The following is a 20,287-nucleotide window of genomic DNA, read 5'->3' on the forward strand; positions in this document are numbered from 1 at the left end:
GGCACGTGCTGCCGAACACGAGAACGACGCTAGGGCCCGGCACTGACAATCCGTCCGGGGACGCCCCGGCGAGGGGCGTTGTCGGTGCCGCTTGGTAGAACTCTCTCCATCAGCCGACCCGTCCCGACCGTTGTCTGGAGCACCGCCATGACCGTTGGCACCTACCTGCAGGAACTCCACGGCCTGCCCGTGTTCGACTTCCCCGAAGCGGACGTGCAGGTCGAGCTGCCGGCGACGGACGCGGTCGCCTGGCGGATCTCCGCCCCGACGTACTCCGACCCCGGTGACGAGCTGTGGGGGCAGCGGTTCGAGCGCTTCCTGAAGACGGTCGACACGGGCCGGGTGCGCGCGCTGGTCGTCGGCGGCTGGGACGAGGCGTACGAGAACTCCTCCGCCGACATCGTCACCGCGCTGATCGGCGCCAACGACCGTCTCACGGCCCTGGAGGCGGTGTTCCTCGGGGACATGACCGGCGAGGACTGCGAGATCTCCTGGATCATCCAGTCCGACGTGACGCCGCTCCTCGCCGCCTACCCGGCCCTGCGGGAGTTCGGGGTGCGCGGTGGTTCGCAGCTGGCCTTCCCCTCCGTCCGGCACAGCGGTCTGGAGACCCTGGTCGTGGAGACCGGCGGCCTGCCCGCCGAGGTGGTGCGCGGGATCGCGGGCAGCGACCTGCCCGCCCTGCGGAAGCTGGAACTCTGGCTCGGCACCGACGAGTACGGCGGCGACAGCACCCCCGAGGACCTGGCGCCGCTCCTCGCCGGCACGGCGTTCCCCGCCCTGCGCCGCCTGGGACTGTGCGACAGCGTGATCCAGGACGCCGTGGCCGCCGCCGTCGCGGGCGCGCCCGTCGTCGCGCGCCTGGAGCGGCTCGACCTGTCCATGGGCGTGCTGACCGACGAGGGCGCGGCGGCCCTCCTCGACGGGCAGCCGCTGACCCATCTCACCCACCTCGACCTCTCCCACCACTATCTGTCGGAGGCGATGTCCGAGCGGGTCCGCGCCGCGCTCGTCCCGTACGGCGTGACCGTCGACCTCAGTGACGCGCAGGTGGGCGAGGACGACGGCGACGGGGACGTCTGGCGCTACGTCGCGGTCGCCGAATGACCTCCGGCCCGCGCCTCGTGGTCGTCGGCGATCCGGCGGGCCGCCGCGTCGCGTTCTTCCAGGACGCGCTGCGGCTCGCCGGGCTGCCCGAGGCGCGGGCGGTGTCCTGGCCGGACGTGCTCGGGGGCCGGGCGCGGTTCGCCGGGGGCGAGACCGTGCGGCTCGACTCTCCCGGTGAGGATCCGGAGGCCGACCGGCTGCTGCGCGGGGTCGACGATCCGGCCCGGGTCGAGGGCACCGGCCGCTGGTACGGGCGGTTCACCGCCGCCGTGGCGGACCTCGCCCGCTCCGTGGCGGAGGCGGGTGCCGTCCTCGTCGACGATCCCGCCGAGCCGGCGGTCCTGTTCGACAAGAGGCTGAGCCACGGGCGGCTGAGGGCGGCCGGAGTCCCGGTGCCCGAGTCGCCGACCTCGGGTCCCGAGGCCCCGGCGGTGCGCGACTGGGCGGACGTCAGGGCGCTGACCGCCGGGGCCGGCATGCGCCGGGTGTTCGTGAAGCTCGCGCACGGCTCCTCCGCCTCGGGGGTGCTCGCCCTCGAGACGAACGGCGCGGGCCGGGTCCAGGCCACCACCTCGGTGGAGCGCGGGTCCGACGGACGGCTCTTCAACTCCTTGCGCGTACGCCGCTATACGAGCGAGCACGAGGTCGCCGCGATCGTGGACGCCCTCGCCCCCGACGGCCTGCACGTCGAGCGCTGGCTGCCGAAGGCCACGCAGGACGGCCGGGCGGCCGATCTGCGGGTGGTGGTGATCGACGGGCGGGCCACGCACGCCGTGCTCCGCACCAGCCGCTCCCCCATGACCAATCTGCACCTGGGCGGCGCCCGGGGCGATCTCGACGCGGCGAGGGCGGCGATCGCCGCGGCCGGCGGGCGGTGGGCGGACGCGCTCGCGGTGTGCGAGCGGGCCGCCACCGCCTTCCCGGGCACCCGGTGCGTGGGCGTCGACCTGCTGCCCGCGAGCGGCTGGCGCCGCTTCGCCGTGGGCGAGGTGAACGCCTTCGGCGATCTGCTGCCCGGTCTCACGGGCCTGCCCGGCAGCGGTGCCGAGGGGCTCGACACGTACGCGGCCCAGGTCGCGGCGCAGTTCCCGCACCCCTACGAAACCGGCGCCACGGGACCAAGCACCGTACGAACCAGCACCATACGAACCAGCACCACACCAACCAGCGCCGCACGAACCAGCACCACAGAACCAAGCACCACAGGAACGAGCACCCCGTGAGCCAGCCCGACGTGAACCAGCCCGACATGAACGCGATCGTCGGCAGCCACGATCTGCTCCTGGTCACCCTCGACACCCTCCGGTACGACGTGGCGGCCGAGCTCGCGGCCGAGGGCCGCATCCCGAACCTGGCCCGCCATCTCCCCGGCGGCGCCTGGGAGCGGCGGCACGCGCCCGGGAGTTTCACGTACGCCTCCCACCAGGCGATCTTCGCCGGTTTCCTGCCGACCCCCGCGGCCCAGGGACCTCATCCCCGGCTGTTCGCGGCCCGTTTCGCGGGCAGCGAGTCGACGGCCGGCGGCACCTGGGTCCACGACACTCCGGACTTCGTGTCCGCGCTCGCGGGCGAGGGCTACCGGACGGTGTGCGTCGGCGGGGTGGGCTTCTTCAACAAGCAGCCGCCCCTCGGCTCCGTGCTCCCCGGCCTGTTCCGGGAGAGCCACTGGGAGCCCTCCTTCGGCGTCGCCTCCCCGACCTCCTTCGAGTCCCAGGTGGCCCGCGCGGAGGAGGTCGTCGCCGGGCTGCCGCGCGAGGAGCGCCTCTTCCTCTTCGTCAACGTGTCCGCGCTGCACCAGCCCAACTGGTTCCACCTGCCGGGCGCGACCCGCGAGGCCGGCGACTCCCGGGAGACGCACGCGGCCGCCCTGGAGTACGTCGACCGGCACATCGGTCGGCTGTTCGCCGCGATGAGCAGCCGCCGCCCCTGCTTCGCGATCGTGTGCTCCGACCACGGCACGGCGTACGGGGAGGACGGTTTCACCGGGCACCGGCTCGGCCACGAGGTGGTGTGGACCGTGCCGTACGCGCAGTTCGTCCTGGCCGGGCCCGAGGGCGGGGTGGCGGCATGAGCGACACCCCCCGCCCGTACCGCAGCTACGTCTACGCCTACCCGCACAAGACGGCCTACCGAGCGCTCCCGGAGCGCCCTGAGCTCGCCGCCCTCTGGGCGGACGAGCCGAAGGACGCACTCTCGCTGTACGCGCACATACCGTTCTGCGAGGTCCGCTGCGGCTTCTGCAACCTGTTCACCCGGATCGGCGCGCCGGACGAGCTGACCACCCGCTACCTCGACGCCCTCGACCGTCAGGCCGTCGCCGTCCGCGAGGCCCTCGGGGACGCGTCGCCGGTGCGGTTCGCCACGGCCGCGTTCGGCGGGGGCACGCCCACCTTCCTGACCGCCGCCGAGCTGGAGCGGCTCTGCGACATCGCGGAGAAGCGGATGGGTGCGGACCTGCGGGCGGTGCCGCTCTCCGTGGAGACCTCGCCGGCGACCGCGACCGCCGACCGGCTCGCGGTCCTCGCGGACCGGGGCGCGACGCGCCTCAGCATCGGCGTGCAGAGTTTCGTGGAGGCCGAGGCGCGGGCGGCGGTGCGGCCGCAGCGCCGCGCGGACGTCGAGGCGGCGCTCGGCCGGATCCGGGACACGGGTGTGCCCGTGCTGAACATCGACCTGATCTACGGCATCGACGGGCAGACGGAGCGGTCCTGGCGGTTCTCGCTCGACGCGGCCCTCGCGTGGCGGCCCGAGGAGCTGTACCTCTATCCGCTGTACGTGCGCCCGCTCACCGGTCTCGGCCGGATCCAGGACCCGGCGGCCGCCGACCGGGAGTGGGACGAGCAGCGGCTGCGGCTGTACCGGTACGGCCGGGACCATCTCCTCGCGCACGGCTACGAGCAGGTGTCGATGCGGATGTTCCGCCGGGCGGACGCGGGCCCTGCCGGTCTGGACGACTACGCCTGCCAGACGGACGGCATGATCGGCCTGGGCTGCGGTGCCCGCTCGTACACCTCGGACCTGCACTACTCCTTCGACTACGCCGTCGACATGCGGGAGATCCGCTCGATCATCGACGCGTACACGGAGACCGGGGACTTCTCCCGCGCCGAGGTGGGCCGGGCGGTGGACGGGGACGAGGCGCGTCGCCGTCATCTCCTCCAGTCGCTGCTCCAGGCCGAGGGCATGCCGGTCGCCGGGTACGAGGAGCGGTTCGGGTCCTCGCCGTTCGCGGACTTCGGCCCGGAGCTCGCCCGGTTCGAGGAGTACGGCTGGATCGCGGACGCCCCGGCGGGGCTGCTGCGGCTGTCGCCCGAGGGGCTCGCCCACTCCGACGGGCTCGGCCCCGAGCTCTTCTCTTCCGCCGTGCGGGCCGCGATGGCCGCGTACGAGGCGAAGTAGGCGGCGGCCGTGGATCTCACCCTGCTCTACCGGGGCCCGCTGTCCTCCTGCGACTTCGACTGCCCGTACTGCCCCTTCGCCAAGCGCCGGGACAGCCGGGAGCAGCTGCGCGCGGACCGGGCGGCGCTCGAACGGTTCACCGGCTGGGCCGCCGAGCAGACCGGTGACCGGCTGCGGATCCTGTTCACCCCGTGGGGCGAGGGGCTCGTCCGCTCCTGGTACCGGCGGGCGCTGGTCGAGCTGTCCCGGCTGCCGCACGTGGAGCGGGTGGCGATCCAGACCAATCTGAGCTGCCGCACGGAGTGGCTGGCGGAGGCGGACCCCGACGTCGTGGCCCTCTGGTGCACGTACCACCCGGGGCAGACTCCGTACGAGCGGTTCCTCGCGAAAGCCCACGATCTGGCCGGTCGGGGGATCCGGTACAGCGTCGGGGTGGTCGGTCTGCCCGAGCACCGGGAGCACGCCGTCCGGCTGCGGGCCGCGCTGCCGCCCCACGTCTACCTCTGGGTGAACGCGGCGGAGGGGCACACGTACACCGACGCGGAGGCCGAGGGCTGGACGGAGCTCGATCCGCTCTTCCCGTACAGCCGGCATCCGCACCGGTCGGCGGGGCTGCCCTGCCGCACCGGCGCGTCGGTGGTCTCGGTGGACGGCGAGGGGACGGTGCGGCGCTGCCACTTCGTCAAGGCCGGGCTCGGGAACCTGTACGACGGCTCGTACCGCGCCGCGCTGCGTCCCCGCGCCTGCCCCCTCGCCGTCTGCGACTGCCACATCGGCTACGTCCATCTGGAGACGCTGCCGCTGTACGACGTGTTCGCCGGCGGGGTCCTGGAGCGGATCCCCGCCGTGCCCCTGGCTACAGGGGCATGAGGTCGGGGCGCTTCGCCTCGACGTGGTCGCCGGAGCTCTCGCCGCGCAGCCGGCGCCCGATCCACGGCACCAGGTACTCCCTGGCCCAGTGGATGTCGTCCTTGCGGACCTCGAGAGTGCCGCGCGGCGGGACCGGCGGCCAGGCCTGGTCCGGGTCGGCGGGCACGGGCATGCCGAGGACCTGGGCGGCGCGCAGGGCGACGCGGGTGTGTCCCTCGGGCGAGAGGTGCAGCCGGTCGTCGTCCCAGGCGCGCCGGTCCTGGACGGACTTCAGCGACCACAGGTCGAGGACCGGGCAGCCGTAGCGGTCCGCGATGGCCCGGACGTGCCCGTTGTACGTGGCGATCTTGCCGCGCAGGTGCTTGAGCAGGGTCACGTCGCGGGTGTCGAAGCCGGTGGTCACCATGACGGTGCCGACGGCGGAGCTCAGGTCGGCGACGGCGCGCTCGAAGCGCTCGGCCACGTCGTCGGGGTCCGTCCCGGGGCGGATGATGTCGTTGCCGCCCGCGCAGAAGGTCACCAGGTCGGGGGCGAGTTCCTTCGCCCGCGGGACCTGTTCCGCCACGATCTGGTCGAGAAGGCGCCCCCGTACGGCGAGATTGGCGTACCGGAAGTCGTCGTGCTCCGGCAGCTGGTCGGCGAGCAGCACCGCGAAGCGGTCCGCCCAGCCGACGTACGTCCCGTCGGGCCCGGGGTCTCCGACGCCCTCGGTGAAGCTGTCACCGATCGCCGCGTACGACCCGAATGCGTTCTTGTCTGTTGATCTCGAATCGTCTGCCACGGGAGCACATCCTTCCTCCTCGGATGTGACCTACGCGACCGTAAGGAGGGGTTGACGCAGGGTGACATATGCCACCGATAAAGATTCCACCAAACCGGAATACGCCGGATGCCCGGCACGGGTGTGCCGGGCATCCGGATGACGAACCGCTGACGACGACGCGTCAGATGTTCACGCCGTGCTGGCGCAGGGCGGCCAGCGGGTCGATGTCGGAGCCGTACTCCGGCCCGGTGCGCATCTCGAAGTGCAGGTGCGGGCCGGTGACGTTGCCGGTCGCGCCGGAGAGGCCGATCTCCTGGCCGCCGGTGACGGTCTGGCCGGCGGAGACGGAGATCGAGGAGAGGTGGGCGTACTGCGAGAAGGTGCCGTCGGCGTGCTGGATGACGACCTGGTTGCCGTACGCGCCGCCGTCGCCGGCGGAGTAGACGGTGCCGGGGCCGACCGCGTGGACGGTGGTGCCGGTGGAGGCGATGAAGTCGACACCGGTGTGGTAGCCGGAGGACCACATGGAGCCGGCCTGGTGGTACGGGGTCGACATGGCGGCACCGGCGATCGGGGCGACCCAGCCGGAGGAGGAGGTCGTGCCGGCCGACGAGGACGGCGCGGAGGACGCCGAGGCGGTCGCGGGGGCGGCCGGGGCCGAGGTGCGCTCGCTGCTGCGCGAGGCGCGCTGGGTGTCGCCGTTCTTGCCGGAGGTCTGCCGGTCGTGGTGCGCGGCCTTGGCGGTGCTCTTCGCGCCGAGGGTGAGCTTCATGCCGGGCAGGATCAGCGAGGGGTCCTCGCCGACGACCTGGCGGTTGTCCTTGTAGAGCTTCTGCCAGCCGCCCGCCAGGTGGTGCTCGGCGGCGATCTTCGACAGGTAGTCGCCGCGGACGACGGAGTACGTCTTCGGCGCGGCCTTCGCGGTGGCGGGCGCGGCCTCGACGGCGGCGGCCTTCACCTGGGCGACGGCCTGCGCGGGAGCGGCGGCCGGGGTGGCGGCGTGGGCGCCGGTGGCTCCGAGGAGCGGGAGGGCGACGACGGCGCCGCCGGTGCCGGCGGCGGCGAGGCCACGGGTCAGACGGTTGGACTTGGTGCGGCGGTGCTTACCCTTCGCGGGCATGGCGAATTCCTCTCCGGCGCCTGCGAGGTGAGCTGTCGGGTTCGGACTGGAGATGTCCGGCCGCGTGCATACGCGACTTCACCCCGAGCCGTCCTTCTTCGAAGGGATCGGCGACTTACCTGGGTCCCCCGCTCCTGCCTTCTACCGGTGAGTGCGGATTCCGGTCGGTGGCAGGATTCGGCGGTCCGTCCGGAGTGAGCGCGACGCTAGACGAGTGGGGTCGGCGTGAACAAGCCGCAGTTTTCCGGCACTCCGGGATTTCTTGATTTCCGGGCGGAATTCCGGTCACCCTCCGTCGATGACGGCCCCTCGATCTCCTTTTCGCGGGGGGTATTTGGAAAAGACGATCAGGCACGGTCCGTCACGGTTATGACGCTGCTCACGCGCGGATCCCCATCTCCCCTGCAACCAGGGCGGGTTACCTCTTAGTTCTCAATACGGACAGATCGCCCATTCCCGTCCGAGGGGGTGCGCCTCCGGGCCCCACCCGAGATGATCGCCCCAGGAACCGATCCACCGGACACAGGGTCCGATCTACAGAACAGGAGCAGCCGTGACGCAGCAGCTGCCGCAGGTCCCGCCCGCCGAAGCCGACGAGCCCGAGCTGGCGGAGGTCCGCAACTTCCGGGACGTGGGCGGCCTGCCGACGACGGACGGGCGCGCCGTCCACCCCGGGCGCCTCTTCCGCAGCGGCCACCTCGCCCACGCGACGGAGGACGACGCCGCCTTCCTCGCCTCACTCGGCCTGCACACCGTCTTCGACTTCCGCAACGAGTCGGACCGCAGGGTCGAGGGCGCGGACGTCGACCTGCCCGGCGTGCGGAACGTGAACATACCCCTCAACGACCCGGCCGACGGCAAGGAGTTCTGGCTCCTCGTGCGCGACGGCGAGATCGCGCAGCTGCGGGAGATCCTCGGCGACGGCAAGGCGGCCGCCCGGATGACCGATTCGTACCGGAAGATGGTGGTCGAGCGGACCTCGGAGCACAGCCGGATCCTGCACTCCATGGCGGAGGAGAGCGTCCCGGCCCTCATGCACTGCGCGGCCGGAAAGGACCGGGCCGGGCTCGCCATCGCGATCACCCTGCTCGCGGTCGGGGTCGAGCGCGGGGCGATCGAGGCCGACTACGTGAAGTCGAACGACCCGCACCGCCGCTACAAGGTGCGCCGCAGCTCCACCTCCCCGGACGCGATGTCGCCCGAGGTGATGGAGCTGCTGAGCCCGCTGTTCGATGCGCGGGTGGAGTACCTGCGGGCCGCCTTCGAGACGATCGAGGCGACCTGGGGCTCGGTGGACGCCTACCTCACGGAGGGCCTGAAGCTCGCCCCGGAGACCCGCGAGCGCCTGCGGGAGCGCCTCCTGACGGAGGCGTGAGGCCCGCCCGCGCGCCCTACTGGTTCTGCGCGCCGAGCGTGAAGAGCAGGTAGAGGAAGCCGGCGAAGAGGTGGCCTGCGATCAGATAGGCGAAGAGGCGGAGCACGAGCCCCTTGGGGAACTTGCCTTCACCGCGCTCCTCGCCGGTGACCGGTACGGACTTCTCGGACATGTCGGTCCTTTCTGGATGTCAGCGCCGATGCGGGGTCCCGTCGCCGAGGCACAGCTCGGCGACGGGGCTCTGCATCAGGGTGTGGACGAAGAGCAGCTCGGCCCCGCCGGACGTGGCGGCACCGATGCGGTGCGGGGTCAGCGAGTCGAAGTGCGCGCTGTCCCCGGGGTCGAGGACGTGGACGGCGTCGCCGAGCGCGAGCCGGACCCGCCCCTCCAGGACGTGGATCCACTCCTCGCCGGGGTGGACCCGCACGATGTCGGCCCGGGTGGCGTAGGGCACGTGCACCCGCAGGCACTGGAGGGCGCGGCCGGCGCCGCCCGCCTGGCGGTAGATCCAGCCGTCGGCCTCGACGGGCTCGGAGCGGTCGGCCCGGACGACGGGGTCGCGCTCGGGGGGCGTCTCGCCCAGGAGCTCGGAGACCGTCGTACCGTAGATACGGGACAGGGCGAGGAGCATCGGCAGCGAGGGCTGCCGGTTCCCCGTCTCCAGGCGCGAGAGGTGGGCCGGGGAGAGACCGGCCCGCTGGGCGGCGGCCTCCAGGGTGAGCCCCCGGCGGCGGCGCAGGGCCCGCAGCTGCGGGGCGACGTCCGGCAGGACGTCGGTGACGGCGGGGTCCGGGGAGGTGTCCCCGGGGACGTGGTCCATGCGTCCATTCCGCCAGGCTCGTGCCTCTGAGGCAAGTTTCTTGCCTCAGAGGCAAAACCGGCGTCGTGAATCGGTCAGCGCTGTGCGACCGCCTGCTTGACCAGCGTCTTCCCGAAGTCCCACATCAGCCCGCCGCCGCCGTGGGCGTCGTCCATGACCGCGGTGAAGGCGGTCACGAACCGGTCCACGTCCGCCTCGTCGATGATCAGCGGCGGGATCAGCTTGATCACCTCCAGATGGTCACCGGAGACCTGGGTGAGGATCCTGTGCCGCTGGAGCAGCGGGACGACGACCATCTGGGCGAAGAGGCCCTTGCGGGCCGCCTGGAGCATCGTCCAGCGCCCGCGCAGTCCGAGCGAGGACGGCCGGCCGAACTCGATCCCGATCATCAGGCCGCGCCCGCGGATCTCGTGCAGCAGCTCGTACCGCGGCACGAGCTCCTTCAGGCGGCCGGAGAGCAGGTCGCCGATCCGGCGGGCGTGCGCGACGGTGTCCTCGTCCTCCATGACCGCGAGGACGGCGAGCCCGGCGGCCATGGCCTGCGCGTTCGATCCGAAGCTCGCCGAGTGGACCAGGACCCGGTCCATCGACGAGTAGACCTTCTTGAAGATCCAGTCCTTGCCGAGGGTGGCGCCGACCGGCACGTAGCCGCCGGAGAGCGCCTTGGCGACGCAGACCAGGTCCGGCTCGACGCCCTCCTCGTGCTGGTAGGCGTAGAAGTCGCCGGTCCTGCCGAGGCCCGTCTGGACCTCGTCCGCGATGAGCAGCGCGCCGTGCCGGTGCAGGAGGTCCTGGGCGGCCCGGAGGAAGCCCGGCGGCGCCTCGTGGACGCCCTTGCCCTGGATGGGCTCGACGACGAAGGCGGCCACGTCGCCGCGGCGCAGCTCCCGCTCCAGGGCGTCGAGGTCGCCGAGGGCGATCGCGGTGTCCGGCAGGAGCGGGTCGAAGCCCTCCCGGAAGCCCTGCTCGCCGTTGACGGAGAGGGAGCCGGTGGTGAGCCCGTGGAAGGCGTGGTGGCAGTAGAGGACCCTCGGCCGCCCGGTGGCGTACCGGGCGAACTTGAGGGCGGTCTCGACCGCCTCGGTGCCGCTGTTGCCGAAGAAGACCCGGTCGAGGTGCGGACTGTGGGCGAGGAGCCTCTCGGCGAGGAGGCCCGGCAGCGGCTGGCAGTCGAAGCGGGTGAGGTCGGCGAGCTGGGCGTCCAGGACGTCGTGGAGGGCCTTGCGGACGACGGGGTGGTGCCGTCCGAGGCCCATCACGCCGAAGCCGGCGAGCATGTCGAGGTGGTCGACGCCGTCGGCGTCCCAGAAGTGGGCGCCCTCGGCCCGCTCGTAGACCTTGTCGAAGCCGATGGTGTGCAGCATGCGGGGCAGCTGGTGGTTGAGGTACCGGGCGTGCAGCTCGTACCGCTCCGCGCCGCGCTCGGAGAGCAGCGCCCGCAGGTCGAACCCGCCGGTCATGACGTGGTGTTCCCGGAGACCGTCTCCCGGACCGCGCGCAGGGACTCCTTGAGGGAGCCCATGGTGGCGAGGACGGCGGTGGGCTCGTAGCCGCAGTGCGCCATGCAGTTGGCGCAGCGCGGGTCCTTGCCGCGGCCGTACTTGTCCCAGTCGGTGTCCTCGACGAGTTCGCGGTACGTGGGGACGTATCCGTCGCTCATCAGATAGCAGGGGCGCTGCCAGCCGAAGAGGGAGTAGTTGGGAATGGCCCAGGCGGTGCAGGGGAAGTCCGCCTTTCCTTCCAGGAAGTCCAGGAAGAGCGGCGAGTGGTTGAGCCGCCAGCGGCGCCTGTTCCCGCCGGCGAAGGCCTTCCGGAAGAGTTCGCGGGTCTGCTCGACGCCGAGGAAGTGCTCCTGGTCGGGGGCCTTCTCGTAGGCGTAGGCGGGCGAGATCATCATTTCGTCGACCTGGAGGTCGTCGTTGAGGAAATTGAGGACCTCGATGATGGTCTGCGGGGTGTCGGTGTTGAAGAAGGTCGAATTGGTGGTGACCCGGAAGCCGCGCCGCTTGGCCTCCTTGATGGCCGCCACCGCCTCGTCGAACACGCCCTCCTTGGCGACGGACTCGTCGTGCCGCTCGCGCAGCCCGTCGATGTGCACGGCGAAGGCGAAGTACGGGGAGGGGGTGAACTTCTCCAGCTTCTTGCGCAACAGCAGCGCGTTGGTGCAGAGGAAGACGTACTTCCGCCGGGCCACCAACTGGCGGACGATCTCGTCGATCTGAGGGTGCATCAGGGGCTCGCCGCCCGCGATGGACACCATGGGAGCGCCGGACTCCAGGACCGCGCCGACCGCCTGGGCGACCGGCATGCGCTGCTTGAGGACACCCGCCGGGTGCTGGATCTTCCCGCAGCCCTCGCACTTGAGGTTGCAGGCGTAGAGCGGCTCCAGCTCGACGATCAGCGGGAACTTGTCCCGCTTGCGGAGCTTCTGTTCGAAGAGGTAGGTCCCGACCCGGATGGACTGACGGAGCGGCATGGCCATAACTCGTTCACCTCCTGGGGAGCAGCAAAGAACGGTGCCATTCGAAGAAAGCGGGAAGGACGGCACGAAGAACACGGAAGGCTGATATTCCCCCGCGTACCGTGCCGATCCGGACCAGTTCATGTTCAGGAGCGTCCACGACCACCCGGACGGCCGCAACCGGGCGGGCGTCCGGCCCGTCCCCGTGCGCTCCGGCGGCCCGGGCGGTACGGAGCGTGGTGGCGGACTCCATGTCGACGGCGATCGCGCCGCCCGCGCCGAGCGCGGCCCGCTCGGGGCCGCGCACCACGTGGTCGGAGCCGATCAGCGGCCCGGTGTGGACGGCGCGCCCGGGCACCGCCTTGACCAGGGCCTTCACCAGGAGCTCGGTCCCGGTGCACAGGGTCGTGCCGTCGGGGCCGCGGGTCTCGTCGGCGACGATCAGGTCCCCCGGGTGCATGCCGGGGACGAGGCCCGCGCAGAAGCCGGAGGCGATCACCGCGGCGTCCCGCCAGGGCTCCTCGCCGAGTACCCGGGACACCGCCTTTCGGGCCCGGTCCGGCCCCATGCCGGTGCGAAGGACGGTCACCGGGCCCGGCGCGGCGCCCCGCTCCCCGCTGCGCAGGGCGAACTGCTCGATGCCGAGCGCGCAGGCGATCAGCAGGGGTGGGCCGGCGCCCGGGCCGGGCTCGCGGCCCATCAGTCCTCCTTGCGCGGCGAGGGCTCCCCGTGCACGTAGCGCCCGAGCGCCGTGAGCGGGAACACCTGCCGGTAGAGGTGGTAGTTGATGGAGAAGTCCCAGGGGAAGCCGGTGCCGGTGAAGTACGGCTCGTCCCAGGAGCCGTCCTCCCGCTGGGTCTCGGCCAGCCAGGTGACGCCCCGGCGGACGGGCTCGGAGTCGCGCTCGCCGGCGGCGAGGAGGGCGATCAGCGCCCAGGCGGTCTGGGAGGCGGTGGAGGGGCCGCGCCCGACCCATTCCTCCTCCTTGTACGAGCGGAGGTCCTCGCCCCAGCCGCCGTCGTCGTTCTGCGCGGAGCCGAGCCAGCCCACGGCGCGGCGGACCGCCGGGTGGGAGGCGGGCAGCCCGGCGGCGGCGAGCGCGGGGAGCACCGAGCCCGTGCCGTACACGTGGTTGACGCCCCAGCGGCCGAACCAGGCGCCGTTGGGCTCCTGTGCGGCGAGCAGCCACTCGATGCCGCGGCGGGCGCGCGGGTGCTCGGTCATGCCCTCGTACGCGAGCATCTCCACCACGTGGGCGGTGACGTCGGCGGAGGGCGGGTCGATGACCTCGCCGAAGTCGCAGAACGGCAGCTTGTTGGGGAAGGCGCTGGTGTTGTCGGCGTCGAAGGCGCCCCAGCCCCCGTCCCGCGACTGCATGCCGAGCGTCCAGCGGGCGCCGCGGGCGACGGCCGCGTCCACCCGGGCCGGGTCGGGGTGCCGGACCCGGCGCAGGGCGAGCAGCACCTCGGCGGTGTCGTCGATGTCGGGGTAGGTGTCGTTGTGGAACTCGAACGCCCAGCCGCCCGGCGGGAGTTCGGGCCGTCGCACGGCCCAGTCCCCGGTGCGGGTGATCTCCTCGTCGAGCATCCAGTCCACGGCCTTGACGAGCGACGGGTGGTCGGGGGCGAGCCCGGCGTCGGCGAGGGCGATGGTGGCGAGGCAGGTGTCCCAGACGGGCGACTGGCAGGCCTCGATCATCCGCGAGCCGTCCTCGCGCCAGACGGCGAACCGGTCGAGGGACTCCAGGCCGGCCCGCATGACGGGGTGCTTCAGGTCGTAGCCGAGGAGGTGGAGGGCGATGACCGAGTAGACGGCGGGGGGCTGGATGCCGCCCCAGCAGCCGTCGTTCTCCTGGCGCTCGACGATCCACCGGGCGGCGACGTTCATGGCCGCCCGGCGCACCCCGCGCGGGGCGAAGCGGTGGTAGACGTGCAGCGCCTTGTCGAGCCGCTGGAAGACGCCGTCCCAGCCGGTGGCCGGGGCGAGCGGCCGGGGCGGGTTCGGCCGCGCCGGGTCGGTGTGGAGCTCGTCCAGCGGGAAGGGTGCGGGGCGGACCGGACGCTTGGCGGAGACGATGGTGAGCGGCACGATCGTCTGCCGGGCCCAGCAGCCGAAGTCGTAGATGTTGAGCGGGAACCACTTCGGCAGGAAGAGCAGCTCCGGCGGCAGCTCGGGCAGGTCCTCCCAGCGCCACCAGCCGAAGAGGGCCAGCCAGATCCGGGTGAAGACCCGGGCGGAGGCGATCCCGCCGCGGGCGCGGACCCAGGCGGAGGCGCGGGCCATGTGCGGGGCCTCGGGCGGGTCTCCGGCGAGCCGCAGGGCCACATAGGCCTCGACGGTGGCGGAGAGCTCGCCGGGTCCGCCGTAGAAGGTGGCCCAGGCGCCGTCCTCGTGCTGCCCACGGCGGATGTGGAGCGCGGCGGCGCGGGTGGTGTCGGCGTCGAGGATGCCGAGGAACTGGCGGAGGAGGAGGTCCTCGGCGTCCATGGTGACGTTGGTCTCCAGGTCGCCCTTCCACCAGCCGGCGGGGTCCTGCCGGGCGAGCAGGTGCTCGACACCCCGTTCGACGGCCCGCGCGGCGGTGCCGTCGAGACCGAGGGCGCCGGGCGTGGTGGTCCCGTCGAGGACCGGTCCGGCGTCCGCGCCGGTCCCGTCCGGTCCCGACGTCGTGGCGTCGGAGTCGTTCGCCTTGCTGGCCGCGGCGGCCCGGGGGCCCATGGCCCCGGTGCTTCCGTCGGTCGTCGCTGTCATGGCTTCCCCTTCGTGCAGTCGGTTCCTTCTGCTCCTGCGGGTCTGCCGTCGGCCGGCGCCGGGTGGCACCGGCCGGCGACCGCGAACTCATATCAGGGTGATGGTGATCATCTCTTCCGTACGACCACGAAATCGGCCAGTGCGGTGAGCTGCGCCCGCACGCGGGCGGGCATGTCCACCTCGTTCAGGGCCGCGATCGCGACGGCGTGCTGGCGGCGGGCCTCCTGGGAGGTCCACTCGCGTCCTCCGGCCTCCTCGATGAGGGAGGCCCGGTAGGCGAAGTCGTCCTCCGTGAAAGAGGCGAACTCGCTGGACTTGGCGTCCTCGGCGAGGAGTCGCTGGAGCCGCTCGGAGGCCGGTCCGCCCGCGGCGAGGGCGGCGACGACCGGGAGGGACTTCTTGCGCTGGCGCAGGTCGCTCCAGGTCTGCTTGCCGGTGGCCTCCGGGTCGCCCCAGATGCCGAGCAGGTCGTCCACGGCCTGGAAGGCGAGGCCGAGGTGGTAGCCGTACTCCTCCAGCTTGTCGGCGGTGCGGTCGTCGGCGCCGCCGAGGACGGCGCCGATGGAGACGGCGCAGGCGAGCAGGGCGCCCGTCTTGTTGCCCTCCATCTCCAGGCACTCCTCGACGGTGACCCGCTCGCGGTGCTCGTAGGAGATGTCCTGGGCCTGCCCGTCGATGAGCTTGCGGCTGGCCGTGGTCAGCCGGCGGGTGGCGCGGCCGGCCTCGACGGTGCCGAGCTCCAGGAGGATCTCGTTGGCCAGCGCGAACAGGGCGTCGCCGACGAGGATCGCCTGCGCGGGCCCGTGCACCTTCCACACCGTGTCGCGGTGGCGGCGCTGCTCGTCGCCGTCCATCAGGTCGTCGTGGAGCAGCGAGAAGTTGTGCACGAGCTCCACGGCGACGGCGCCGGGGATCCCGACCTCGGGCCCGACACCCGCGGCCTCGGCCGACAGCAGGGCGAGCGCCGGGCGGACGGCCTTGCCGCTGTCGGCGTCCGTCGGGTTGCCGTGGGCGTCGATCCAGCCGAAGTGGTAGGCGGCCACGGTGTCCATGGGCGGCGCGAGGCGGTCGACGGCCGCCCGCAGTACGGGGGTGGACAGGGTCCGCCCCCGCTCCAGCAGTGCGGACACGTCCGCGGTGTCGACGGCCGGATGTCCCGGCTGCGCTGTCGGCACGGTCTCTCCTCTTGTTCCGGTACTCACACTCATACCGCCTCCTGCAGCGGGTGGTCATGGCGGCGGCCGAGGGCGGAGAGCGCGGCGCCCGCGGCGCTGAATCCGCTGCGGACGGCACCCTCCATGGTCGCGGGCCAGCCGGTGGCGGTCCAGGCCCCGGCCAGGTACAGACCCGGGGCCCTGGTGCGGGCGCCGGGCCTGAGCCGGCCGACGCCCGGGGTGGGGGCGAACGTGGCCGTCCGCTCCCTGGTGACGAAGAAGTCGCGGACCCCGGCGCCGCGGGCGGCGGGCAGGAGTCGCTCCAGCTCGGGGAGGTACTTCTCGCGCAGGGCGGCGACGGGTTCGTCGATCTCGTCCTGGGCGGCGGACTGGGAGACGGCGAGGTACTGGCCTCCGCCCACCCGTCGCCCGCCACCACCCTTGTCCGAGGGCCCTTCGGGCCCGCCCCTCAGCAGTCCCGAGGAGTCGGTGCGGTCGAAGACCCACTGCACCGGGGAGCCGAGCGCGGTGAAGAAGGGCCGCTTCAGCACCTTGCGGTCGTAGACGACGTGCAGGTTGAGGATGGGGGCGGTGTCGATGTCGAGGAGCCGGTCGGGGTCGTCGAGGGCGCCCTCGGGCAGCAGGCCGTGGGTCTCGTGCTGCGGGACGGCGAGGACGACGGCGTCGGCGTCGATCCGCTCTCCCGGTACGTCGACGGCCCAACGCCCGTCTTCGGTACGGGAGATCCGCTCGGCCTTGGTGCGCAGCAGGGTGCGGACGCCGAGGGCGTCGAGCTCCTTCGCGGCCCGGGTGTCGTGGAGTTCGCCGAGCGGGACGTGGGCCCAGCCGATGTCGGCGGCGCCGGGCTCGGAGAGCAGCCCGGTCTTGAAGACCATCGCGGCGAGCCCCATGGAGGCCTGCGGGGCGGGGGCGTTGAGGGTGGGGATGCCGACGAGGTCCCAGAGGGCCTCGACGGTCCGCGGGGACTGCCCGTGCCGGCCGAGCCAGGTGGCGAAGTCGATGCCGTCGAGTGCCGGATCGGCGGGGTCGAGCTTCTTCAGGGCGAGCGCGGCCCGTCCGACGGAGGCACGCTCGGCGAGCGAGAGGTGCGGGTACGTGGCGAGGCTGCGCGCGAGGTGCAGCGGTACGGGGAGGCCGTCGCGGCGGATCCGGCCGAGCCGGGGGCCGCGGGGGTGCGCGACGTCGAGGACGGGGACGTCGAGCCGGTCCTGGAGGGGGGCGAGCCGGGCGCCGTCGACCCGGTCGAGGAACCAGCGGTAGGCGGTGCAGCAGCGCAGGTAGACGTGCTGGCCGTTGTCGACGGTCAGGTCGCCCCGCCGGAAGGAGAAGGCGAGCCCGCCGAGCCGGGGCCGGCCTTCGAGCAGGGTGACGCGCACGCCGCTCTCGGCGAGCTGGAGCGCGGTCGTGATCCCGGCGAGCCCGCCGCCGACGACGACGGCACGGGGCTGTTCGGTTCCTTCGGGGGTCACGGGGCCTCCGTTCGGGTCGTCGCGGTCGGGTTCGGGGGTGCCTCGGGCAGGGACGCCGGGGCGGCGTCCGGGGTTGCCCGCCGGGAGGACGGGCCCATCAGGCGCGCCTCCTGACGGTGCGCCGGGCGACGTGGCGGGTGTCGAGGCCGGAGAGCCCGCGCACCGCGACGTACGCCTTCTCGCGGCCCGGGAGCGAGACGCGGCCGCGCAGGACGGCCTCGGGGTCGCGCTCGATCCGGTCGAGGAGGCGCCGGTAGATGCCGGCCATCGCGGCGACACAGGCGCCGCTGCGCCGGTCGAGCATGGGCAGGAGCCGGTAGCCCTCGGCGAACAGGGCGCGGGCGCGCCGCACTTCGAAGTGGACGAGCCCGGCGAAGTCGGCGCCGGGGGCGGGCGTCTCGCTGCGGAAGCCGTCTCCGCAGCCGAACTTGGCGAGGTCGTCGGCGGGCAGGTAGGTGCGTCCGTTCCCGGCGTCCTCGCGTACGTCCCTGAGGATGTTGGTGAGTTGGAGCGCGAGGCCCAGGGTGTCGGCGTACTCGGGCGCGCGGTCGGCGCCCTGGGCGCCGGGCTGGGTGCCGAAGACGCCGAGGGAGAGCCGGCCGATCGCGCCGGCGACGCAGCGGCAGTAGACCTTGAGGTCGTCCCAGGTCTCGTAGGTCGCGCCGCGCACGTCCATGAGGACGCCGTCGATGAGCTCGTCGAGGCCGTCGAGCGGGATCGGGAAGCGGCGGGCGGAGTCGGCGAGGGCGACGGCGACGGGGTCGGTGTCGTCCTCCTCGACGAGGCCCTTGCGGATGCGGTCGAGGACGTCGCGGGTGGCTTCGAGCCGGTGGCGCTTCTCCTCGGCCGCGAGCGTGCCGTCGCCGATGTCGTCGACGCGTCGCGAGAAGGCGTACAGCGCGGACATCGCCTGCCGCTTCTCGGCCGGGAGCAGCCGGATGCCGTAGGCGAAGTTGCGGGCCTGCTGTCCGGTGACCGCCTCGCAGTAGCTGTAGGCGGCCTGGACCGGTGCGGACGGCTGGTGCGGTGCCTCCACGGTCGTGCTCACCCCTCTCTCCGCGCCCGGAGCAGAACCGCTCCCGCCTGGCGCATCAGGCTCGGCTTGGTGGCCTTCGGTGGGCCGGACAGCACGTCGTACCGGGCGTCGGTGATCGCGTCGAGCGCCGCGAGTCCCCCGGCGGTGAAGCCGGCGAGGAGGACGCGGAGCCGTCCGTGGACGCTGGCGACGAGGGGGGCGCCCGCGTGGAGGAGCTCGCGGGCCCGCTCGGCCTCGAAGGCGATCAGGGCCCGGACGGAGGCTCCGGCGGTGGGCGCGGCGAGGTCGCGCTCGGTGACGTGGAAGCGCTTGAGGTCCTCGGCGGGCAGATAGATCCGGTCGCGGGCGAGGTCCTCGGCGACGTCCTGGAGGTGTTCGACGATCTGGAGGGCGGTGCAGATCTCGTCGGAGCGCCGGATCCGCTCGGGGGTGTCGGTGCCGCTGATCGCGAGGACGAGCCGGCCGACGGGGTTGGCGGAGAGCTCGCAGTACGCGAGGAGGTCGTCGTACGTCTCGTAGCGGCGGACCAGCTGGTCCTGCCGGTTGGCCGCGATCAGGCCGAGGAAGGGCCCGGGGGTGAGCCCGCGGCGCCGGACGGTCGGCTGGAGGGCGCGCAGCAGCGGGTGCTGCGGGGTGGCGTCGAAGACCCGGTGGAGGTCGGCCTCCAGGGCGTCGAGGAGCGCGACCCGGTCGTCCTCGGCCTCGGGGCCGACGCCGAGGTGGCGGGCGTCGGCGCCGCCGGGGGCGAGGTCGCCGTCGCCGATGTCGTCGACGAGCCGGGCGAAGCCGTAGACGGCCATGAGGTCGTCGCGCCAGGCGCGGGGCAGGAAGAAGGGGGCCACGGGGAAGTTCTCTTCCGCGGCCTTGCCGAGTGTGGCGCGCGAGGCGGCGTCGGTGCGCGCCTGCCGGGTCTCCGTCACTGGGCGGTTCCTGACGGAGGGACGGCGACACCCTCGTGGAGCTGGAGATTCTGCGTCATGGCCGTCACGACTCCCGTTCTACACTGCCGATCCAATCCATCCTATTTCGGACACGCCGCCGACCCCTGCCCGTAGGGCCGCCACCCGCGGGGCCCGATGGCCGCGGGGTATCGCCCTACTTGCCGCGAAACAGACCGGTCCAGCTTACGTTGTACGACGACCTTCGCCATTCCGGGGTGGCGGGCGTCGCGCCACCCCCTCGCGCATGGCACCAACCCGTCGGTACCGCAAGGGAGTTCGGGCTCAGACGGTGGCCGTTCCGGAGACCACCATGGCGAGGGTCGCGTCGACGACGACGCTCCTGCCGTGCGCCGAGAGCCGGCGAAGGGGCCCGTCGGCCAGGAGGAGTGACAGTCCGTGCACGGCCGACCACGCGGCGGCACCGGTGGCGGGCCGGGCGCCGGGTCGCCCGGCGCCGAGCCGGGCGAGCGCTTCGAGCGCCTCCCTGAGCAGGGTGAACGCGCGGATCTCGGGCTCGGCGGTCGCGCGGCCGGGCGCGGGTTCGCCCGCGGCGGCGGGGTGGGCCGCGCAGAACGCGGCCCGGTAGAGGCCGGGCTGCTCCACGGCGAAGCCGACGTATCCGCGGCAGAGGGCGGCGACCCGGCGCTCGGCCGCGAGGACGGGGTCGTCGGCGCCGGGCTCGCGGGCGGCCGCCCGCTCCATGGCGGCGGCGAGCTCCCGCCGGGCGTGGGACCGGACGGTGCGGAGGAGTTCGCCGCGTCCCTCGAAGTGCCGGTAGGCGGCGGTGGGCGAGACGCCGACCCGGCGGGCCGCCTCGCGCAGGACGACCCGCTCGGGGCCGCCGTCGGTGGCGAGGTCGACGGCCGCGCAGATCAGCGCGTTGCGCAGGTCGCCGTGGTGGTAGGTCTTTCCCGCCGAGGTCGCTGCCATGGGCTCATCCTGCCCGAAGTTAACCGCATGAACATTACGAGTGAGGGGCGCGACGCGCGGAAAACGGAAG

Annotated in this window: 19 protein-coding genes and 1 riboswitch; of the genes, 6 read left to right on the forward strand and 13 right to left on the reverse strand. The window is 73.0% G+C overall.

The features are described 5' to 3' along the window. Positions 1-147: 147 nt before the first annotated feature. From ACFYX3_RS19650 to ACFYX3_RS19670, 5 genes are read left to right on the forward strand one after another with little or no spacing between them, the layout of a single operon-like run. On the forward strand, positions 148-1,107 hold the full coding sequence (locus ACFYX3_RS19650; RefSeq protein ID WP_389014862.1) for an STM4015 family protein: 960 nt from the start codon (positions 148-150) through the stop codon (positions 1,105-1,107). Continuing rightward, entirely contained in the window at positions 1,104-2,330 is a 1,227-nt protein-coding gene (locus ACFYX3_RS19655) for an STM4014 family protein (protein ID WP_389014865.1), read from the forward strand. The genes ACFYX3_RS19650 and ACFYX3_RS19655 overlap by 4 nt, the downstream gene beginning before the upstream one ends. 26 nt (positions 2,331-2,356) lie before the next feature. Then, positions 2,357-3,178 (forward strand): STM4013/SEN3800 family hydrolase, encoded by an 822-nt coding sequence (locus tag ACFYX3_RS19660; protein WP_116165218.1) that lies wholly within the window; start codon positions 2,357-2,359, stop codon positions 3,176-3,178. Beyond that, complete coding sequence (locus tag ACFYX3_RS19665; protein ID WP_389014868.1) at positions 3,175-4,506, forward strand: STM4012 family radical SAM protein; 1,332 nt, start codon at positions 3,175-3,177, stop codon at positions 4,504-4,506. The genes ACFYX3_RS19660 and ACFYX3_RS19665 overlap by 4 nt, the downstream gene beginning before the upstream one ends. A gap of 9 nt (positions 4,507-4,515) precedes the next feature. Continuing rightward, the gene (locus tag ACFYX3_RS19670) at positions 4,516-5,376 is read left to right on the forward strand and encodes an STM4011 family radical SAM protein (protein WP_389014871.1); all 861 of its coding nucleotides are present in this window, start codon (positions 4,516-4,518) and stop codon (positions 5,374-5,376) included. On the opposite strand, the gene ACFYX3_RS19675 is transcribed toward ACFYX3_RS19670, so the two are convergent. Both ACFYX3_RS19675 and ACFYX3_RS19680 read right to left on the reverse strand, forming a co-directional pair. Then, entirely contained in the window at positions 5,363-6,157 is a 795-nt protein-coding gene (locus ACFYX3_RS19675) for an SGNH/GDSL hydrolase family protein (protein WP_116157909.1), read from the reverse strand. The genes ACFYX3_RS19670 and ACFYX3_RS19675 overlap by 14 nt on opposite strands. A 163-nt stretch (positions 6,158-6,320) precedes the next feature. Then, positions 6,321-7,259, reverse strand: coding sequence for a peptidoglycan DD-metalloendopeptidase family protein (locus ACFYX3_RS19680; RefSeq protein ID WP_389014874.1), 939 nt, complete (start codon positions 7,257-7,259; stop codon positions 6,321-6,323). 4 nt (positions 7,260-7,263) lie between these two features. Beyond that, positions 7,264-7,452, reverse strand: a riboswitch (cyclic di-AMP (ydaO/yuaA leader). Between the two features lie 360 nt (positions 7,453-7,812). Between ACFYX3_RS19680 and ACFYX3_RS19685 the strand changes: the two genes are divergently transcribed. Further along, positions 7,813-8,634, forward strand: coding sequence for a tyrosine-protein phosphatase (locus ACFYX3_RS19685; RefSeq protein ID WP_389014877.1), 822 nt, complete (start codon positions 7,813-7,815; stop codon positions 8,632-8,634). A gap of 16 nt (positions 8,635-8,650) precedes the next feature. Here ACFYX3_RS19685 and ACFYX3_RS19690 read toward each other — a convergent pair whose 3' ends face one another. From ACFYX3_RS19690 to ACFYX3_RS19740, 11 genes are all read right to left on the reverse strand, one after another. Beyond that, positions 8,651-8,806, reverse strand: coding sequence for a DUF6126 family protein (locus ACFYX3_RS19690; RefSeq protein ID WP_376587485.1), 156 nt, complete (start codon positions 8,804-8,806; stop codon positions 8,651-8,653). Between the two features lie 18 nt (positions 8,807-8,824). Beyond that, positions 8,825-9,454 carry a helix-turn-helix domain-containing protein gene (locus tag ACFYX3_RS19695; RefSeq protein WP_376587484.1) on the reverse strand — a complete coding sequence of 210 codons (630 nt, stop codon included), beginning with the start codon at positions 9,452-9,454 and terminating at the stop codon, positions 8,825-8,827. A gap of 74 nt (positions 9,455-9,528) precedes the next feature. Further along, positions 9,529-10,914 carry an aspartate aminotransferase family protein gene (locus ACFYX3_RS19700; protein WP_389014882.1) on the reverse strand — a complete coding sequence of 462 codons (1,386 nt, stop codon included), beginning with the start codon at positions 10,912-10,914 and terminating at the stop codon, positions 9,529-9,531. After that, positions 10,911-11,936 carry an adenosyl-hopene transferase HpnH gene (hpnH, locus tag ACFYX3_RS19705; protein ID WP_116157914.1) on the reverse strand — a complete coding sequence of 342 codons (1,026 nt, stop codon included), beginning with the start codon at positions 11,934-11,936 and terminating at the stop codon, positions 10,911-10,913. Before hpnH ends, ACFYX3_RS19700 begins: the two co-directional genes overlap by 4 nt. Before the next feature lie 7 nt (positions 11,937-11,943). After that, the gene (locus ACFYX3_RS19710; RefSeq protein ID WP_389014886.1) at positions 11,944-12,615 is read right to left on the reverse strand and encodes a 1-hydroxy-2-methyl-2-butenyl 4-diphosphate reductase; all 672 of its coding nucleotides are present in this window, start codon (positions 12,613-12,615) and stop codon (positions 11,944-11,946) included. Further along, positions 12,615-14,666 (reverse strand): squalene--hopene cyclase, encoded by a 2,052-nt coding sequence (gene shc, locus ACFYX3_RS19715; RefSeq protein ID WP_389014889.1) that lies wholly within the window; start codon positions 14,664-14,666, stop codon positions 12,615-12,617. Before shc ends, ACFYX3_RS19710 begins: the two co-directional genes overlap by 1 nt. A 107-nt stretch (positions 14,667-14,773) precedes the next feature. Further along, positions 14,774-15,874 carry a polyprenyl synthetase family protein gene (locus ACFYX3_RS19720; protein ID WP_376587473.1) on the reverse strand — a complete coding sequence of 367 codons (1,101 nt, stop codon included), beginning with the start codon at positions 15,872-15,874 and terminating at the stop codon, positions 14,774-14,776. Then, positions 15,871-17,310, reverse strand: coding sequence for a hydroxysqualene dehydroxylase HpnE (gene hpnE / locus ACFYX3_RS19725; protein ID WP_376587471.1), 1,440 nt, complete (start codon positions 17,308-17,310; stop codon positions 15,871-15,873). Before hpnE ends, ACFYX3_RS19720 begins: the two co-directional genes overlap by 4 nt. 97 nt (positions 17,311-17,407) lie before the next feature. Then, the gene (hpnD, locus tag ACFYX3_RS19730; RefSeq protein WP_389014894.1) at positions 17,408-18,358 is read right to left on the reverse strand and encodes a presqualene diphosphate synthase HpnD; all 951 of its coding nucleotides are present in this window, start codon (positions 18,356-18,358) and stop codon (positions 17,408-17,410) included. Beyond that, the gene (gene hpnC, locus ACFYX3_RS19735; protein ID WP_389014897.1) at positions 18,355-19,266 is read right to left on the reverse strand and encodes a squalene synthase HpnC; all 912 of its coding nucleotides are present in this window, start codon (positions 19,264-19,266) and stop codon (positions 18,355-18,357) included. The genes hpnD and hpnC overlap by 4 nt, the downstream gene beginning before the upstream one ends. A gap of 303 nt (positions 19,267-19,569) precedes the next feature. Then, on the reverse strand, positions 19,570-20,217 hold the full coding sequence (locus ACFYX3_RS19740; RefSeq protein WP_389014900.1) for a TetR/AcrR family transcriptional regulator: 648 nt from the start codon (positions 20,215-20,217) through the stop codon (positions 19,570-19,572). Positions 20,218-20,287: the final 70 nt, after the last annotated feature.

Origin of the sequence: Streptomyces sp. NPDC002463 (assembly GCF_042889835.1) — a bacterium.
Lineage (GTDB): Bacteria > Actinomycetota > Actinomycetes > Streptomycetales > Streptomycetaceae > Streptomyces > Streptomyces nymphaeiformis.

Excerpts from the sequence above, each read along its gene's own strand:
- ACFYX3_RS19650 (WP_389014862.1), top strand. The coding sequence starts at position 148 with ATGACCGTTGGCACCTACCTGCAGGAACTCCACGGCCTGCCCGTGTTC.
- ACFYX3_RS19655 (WP_389014865.1), top strand. The coding sequence starts at position 1,104 with ATGACCTCCGGCCCGCGCCTCGTGGTCGTCGGCGATCCGGCGGGCCGC.
- ACFYX3_RS19660 (WP_116165218.1), top strand. The coding sequence starts at position 2,357 with ATGAACGCGATCGTCGGCAGCCACGATCTGCTCCTGGTCACCCTCGAC.
- ACFYX3_RS19665 (WP_389014868.1), top strand. The coding sequence starts at position 3,175 with ATGAGCGACACCCCCCGCCCGTACCGCAGCTACGTCTACGCCTACCCG.
- ACFYX3_RS19680 (WP_389014874.1), bottom strand. The coding sequence starts at position 7,259 with ATGCCCGCGAAGGGTAAGCACCGCCGCACCAAGTCCAACCGTCTGACC.
- ACFYX3_RS19690 (WP_376587485.1), bottom strand. The coding sequence starts at position 8,806 with ATGTCCGAGAAGTCCGTACCGGTCACCGGCGAGGAGCGCGGTGAAGGC.
- ACFYX3_RS19695 (WP_376587484.1), bottom strand. The coding sequence starts at position 9,454 with ATGGACCACGTCCCCGGGGACACCTCCCCGGACCCCGCCGTCACCGAC.
- ACFYX3_RS19700 (WP_389014882.1), bottom strand. The coding sequence starts at position 10,914 with ATGACCGGCGGGTTCGACCTGCGGGCGCTGCTCTCCGAGCGCGGCGCG.
- hpnH (WP_116157914.1), bottom strand. The coding sequence starts at position 11,936 with ATGGCCATGCCGCTCCGTCAGTCCATCCGGGTCGGGACCTACCTCTTC.
- ACFYX3_RS19710 (WP_389014886.1), bottom strand. The coding sequence starts at position 12,615 with ATGGGCCGCGAGCCCGGCCCGGGCGCCGGCCCACCCCTGCTGATCGCC.
- shc (WP_389014889.1), bottom strand. The coding sequence starts at position 14,666 with ATGACAGCGACGACCGACGGAAGCACCGGGGCCATGGGCCCCCGGGCC.
- ACFYX3_RS19720 (WP_376587473.1), bottom strand. The coding sequence starts at position 15,874 with ATGAGTGTGAGTACCGGAACAAGAGGAGAGACCGTGCCGACAGCGCAG.
- ACFYX3_RS19740 (WP_389014900.1), bottom strand. The coding sequence starts at position 20,217 with ATGGCAGCGACCTCGGCGGGAAAGACCTACCACCACGGCGACCTGCGC.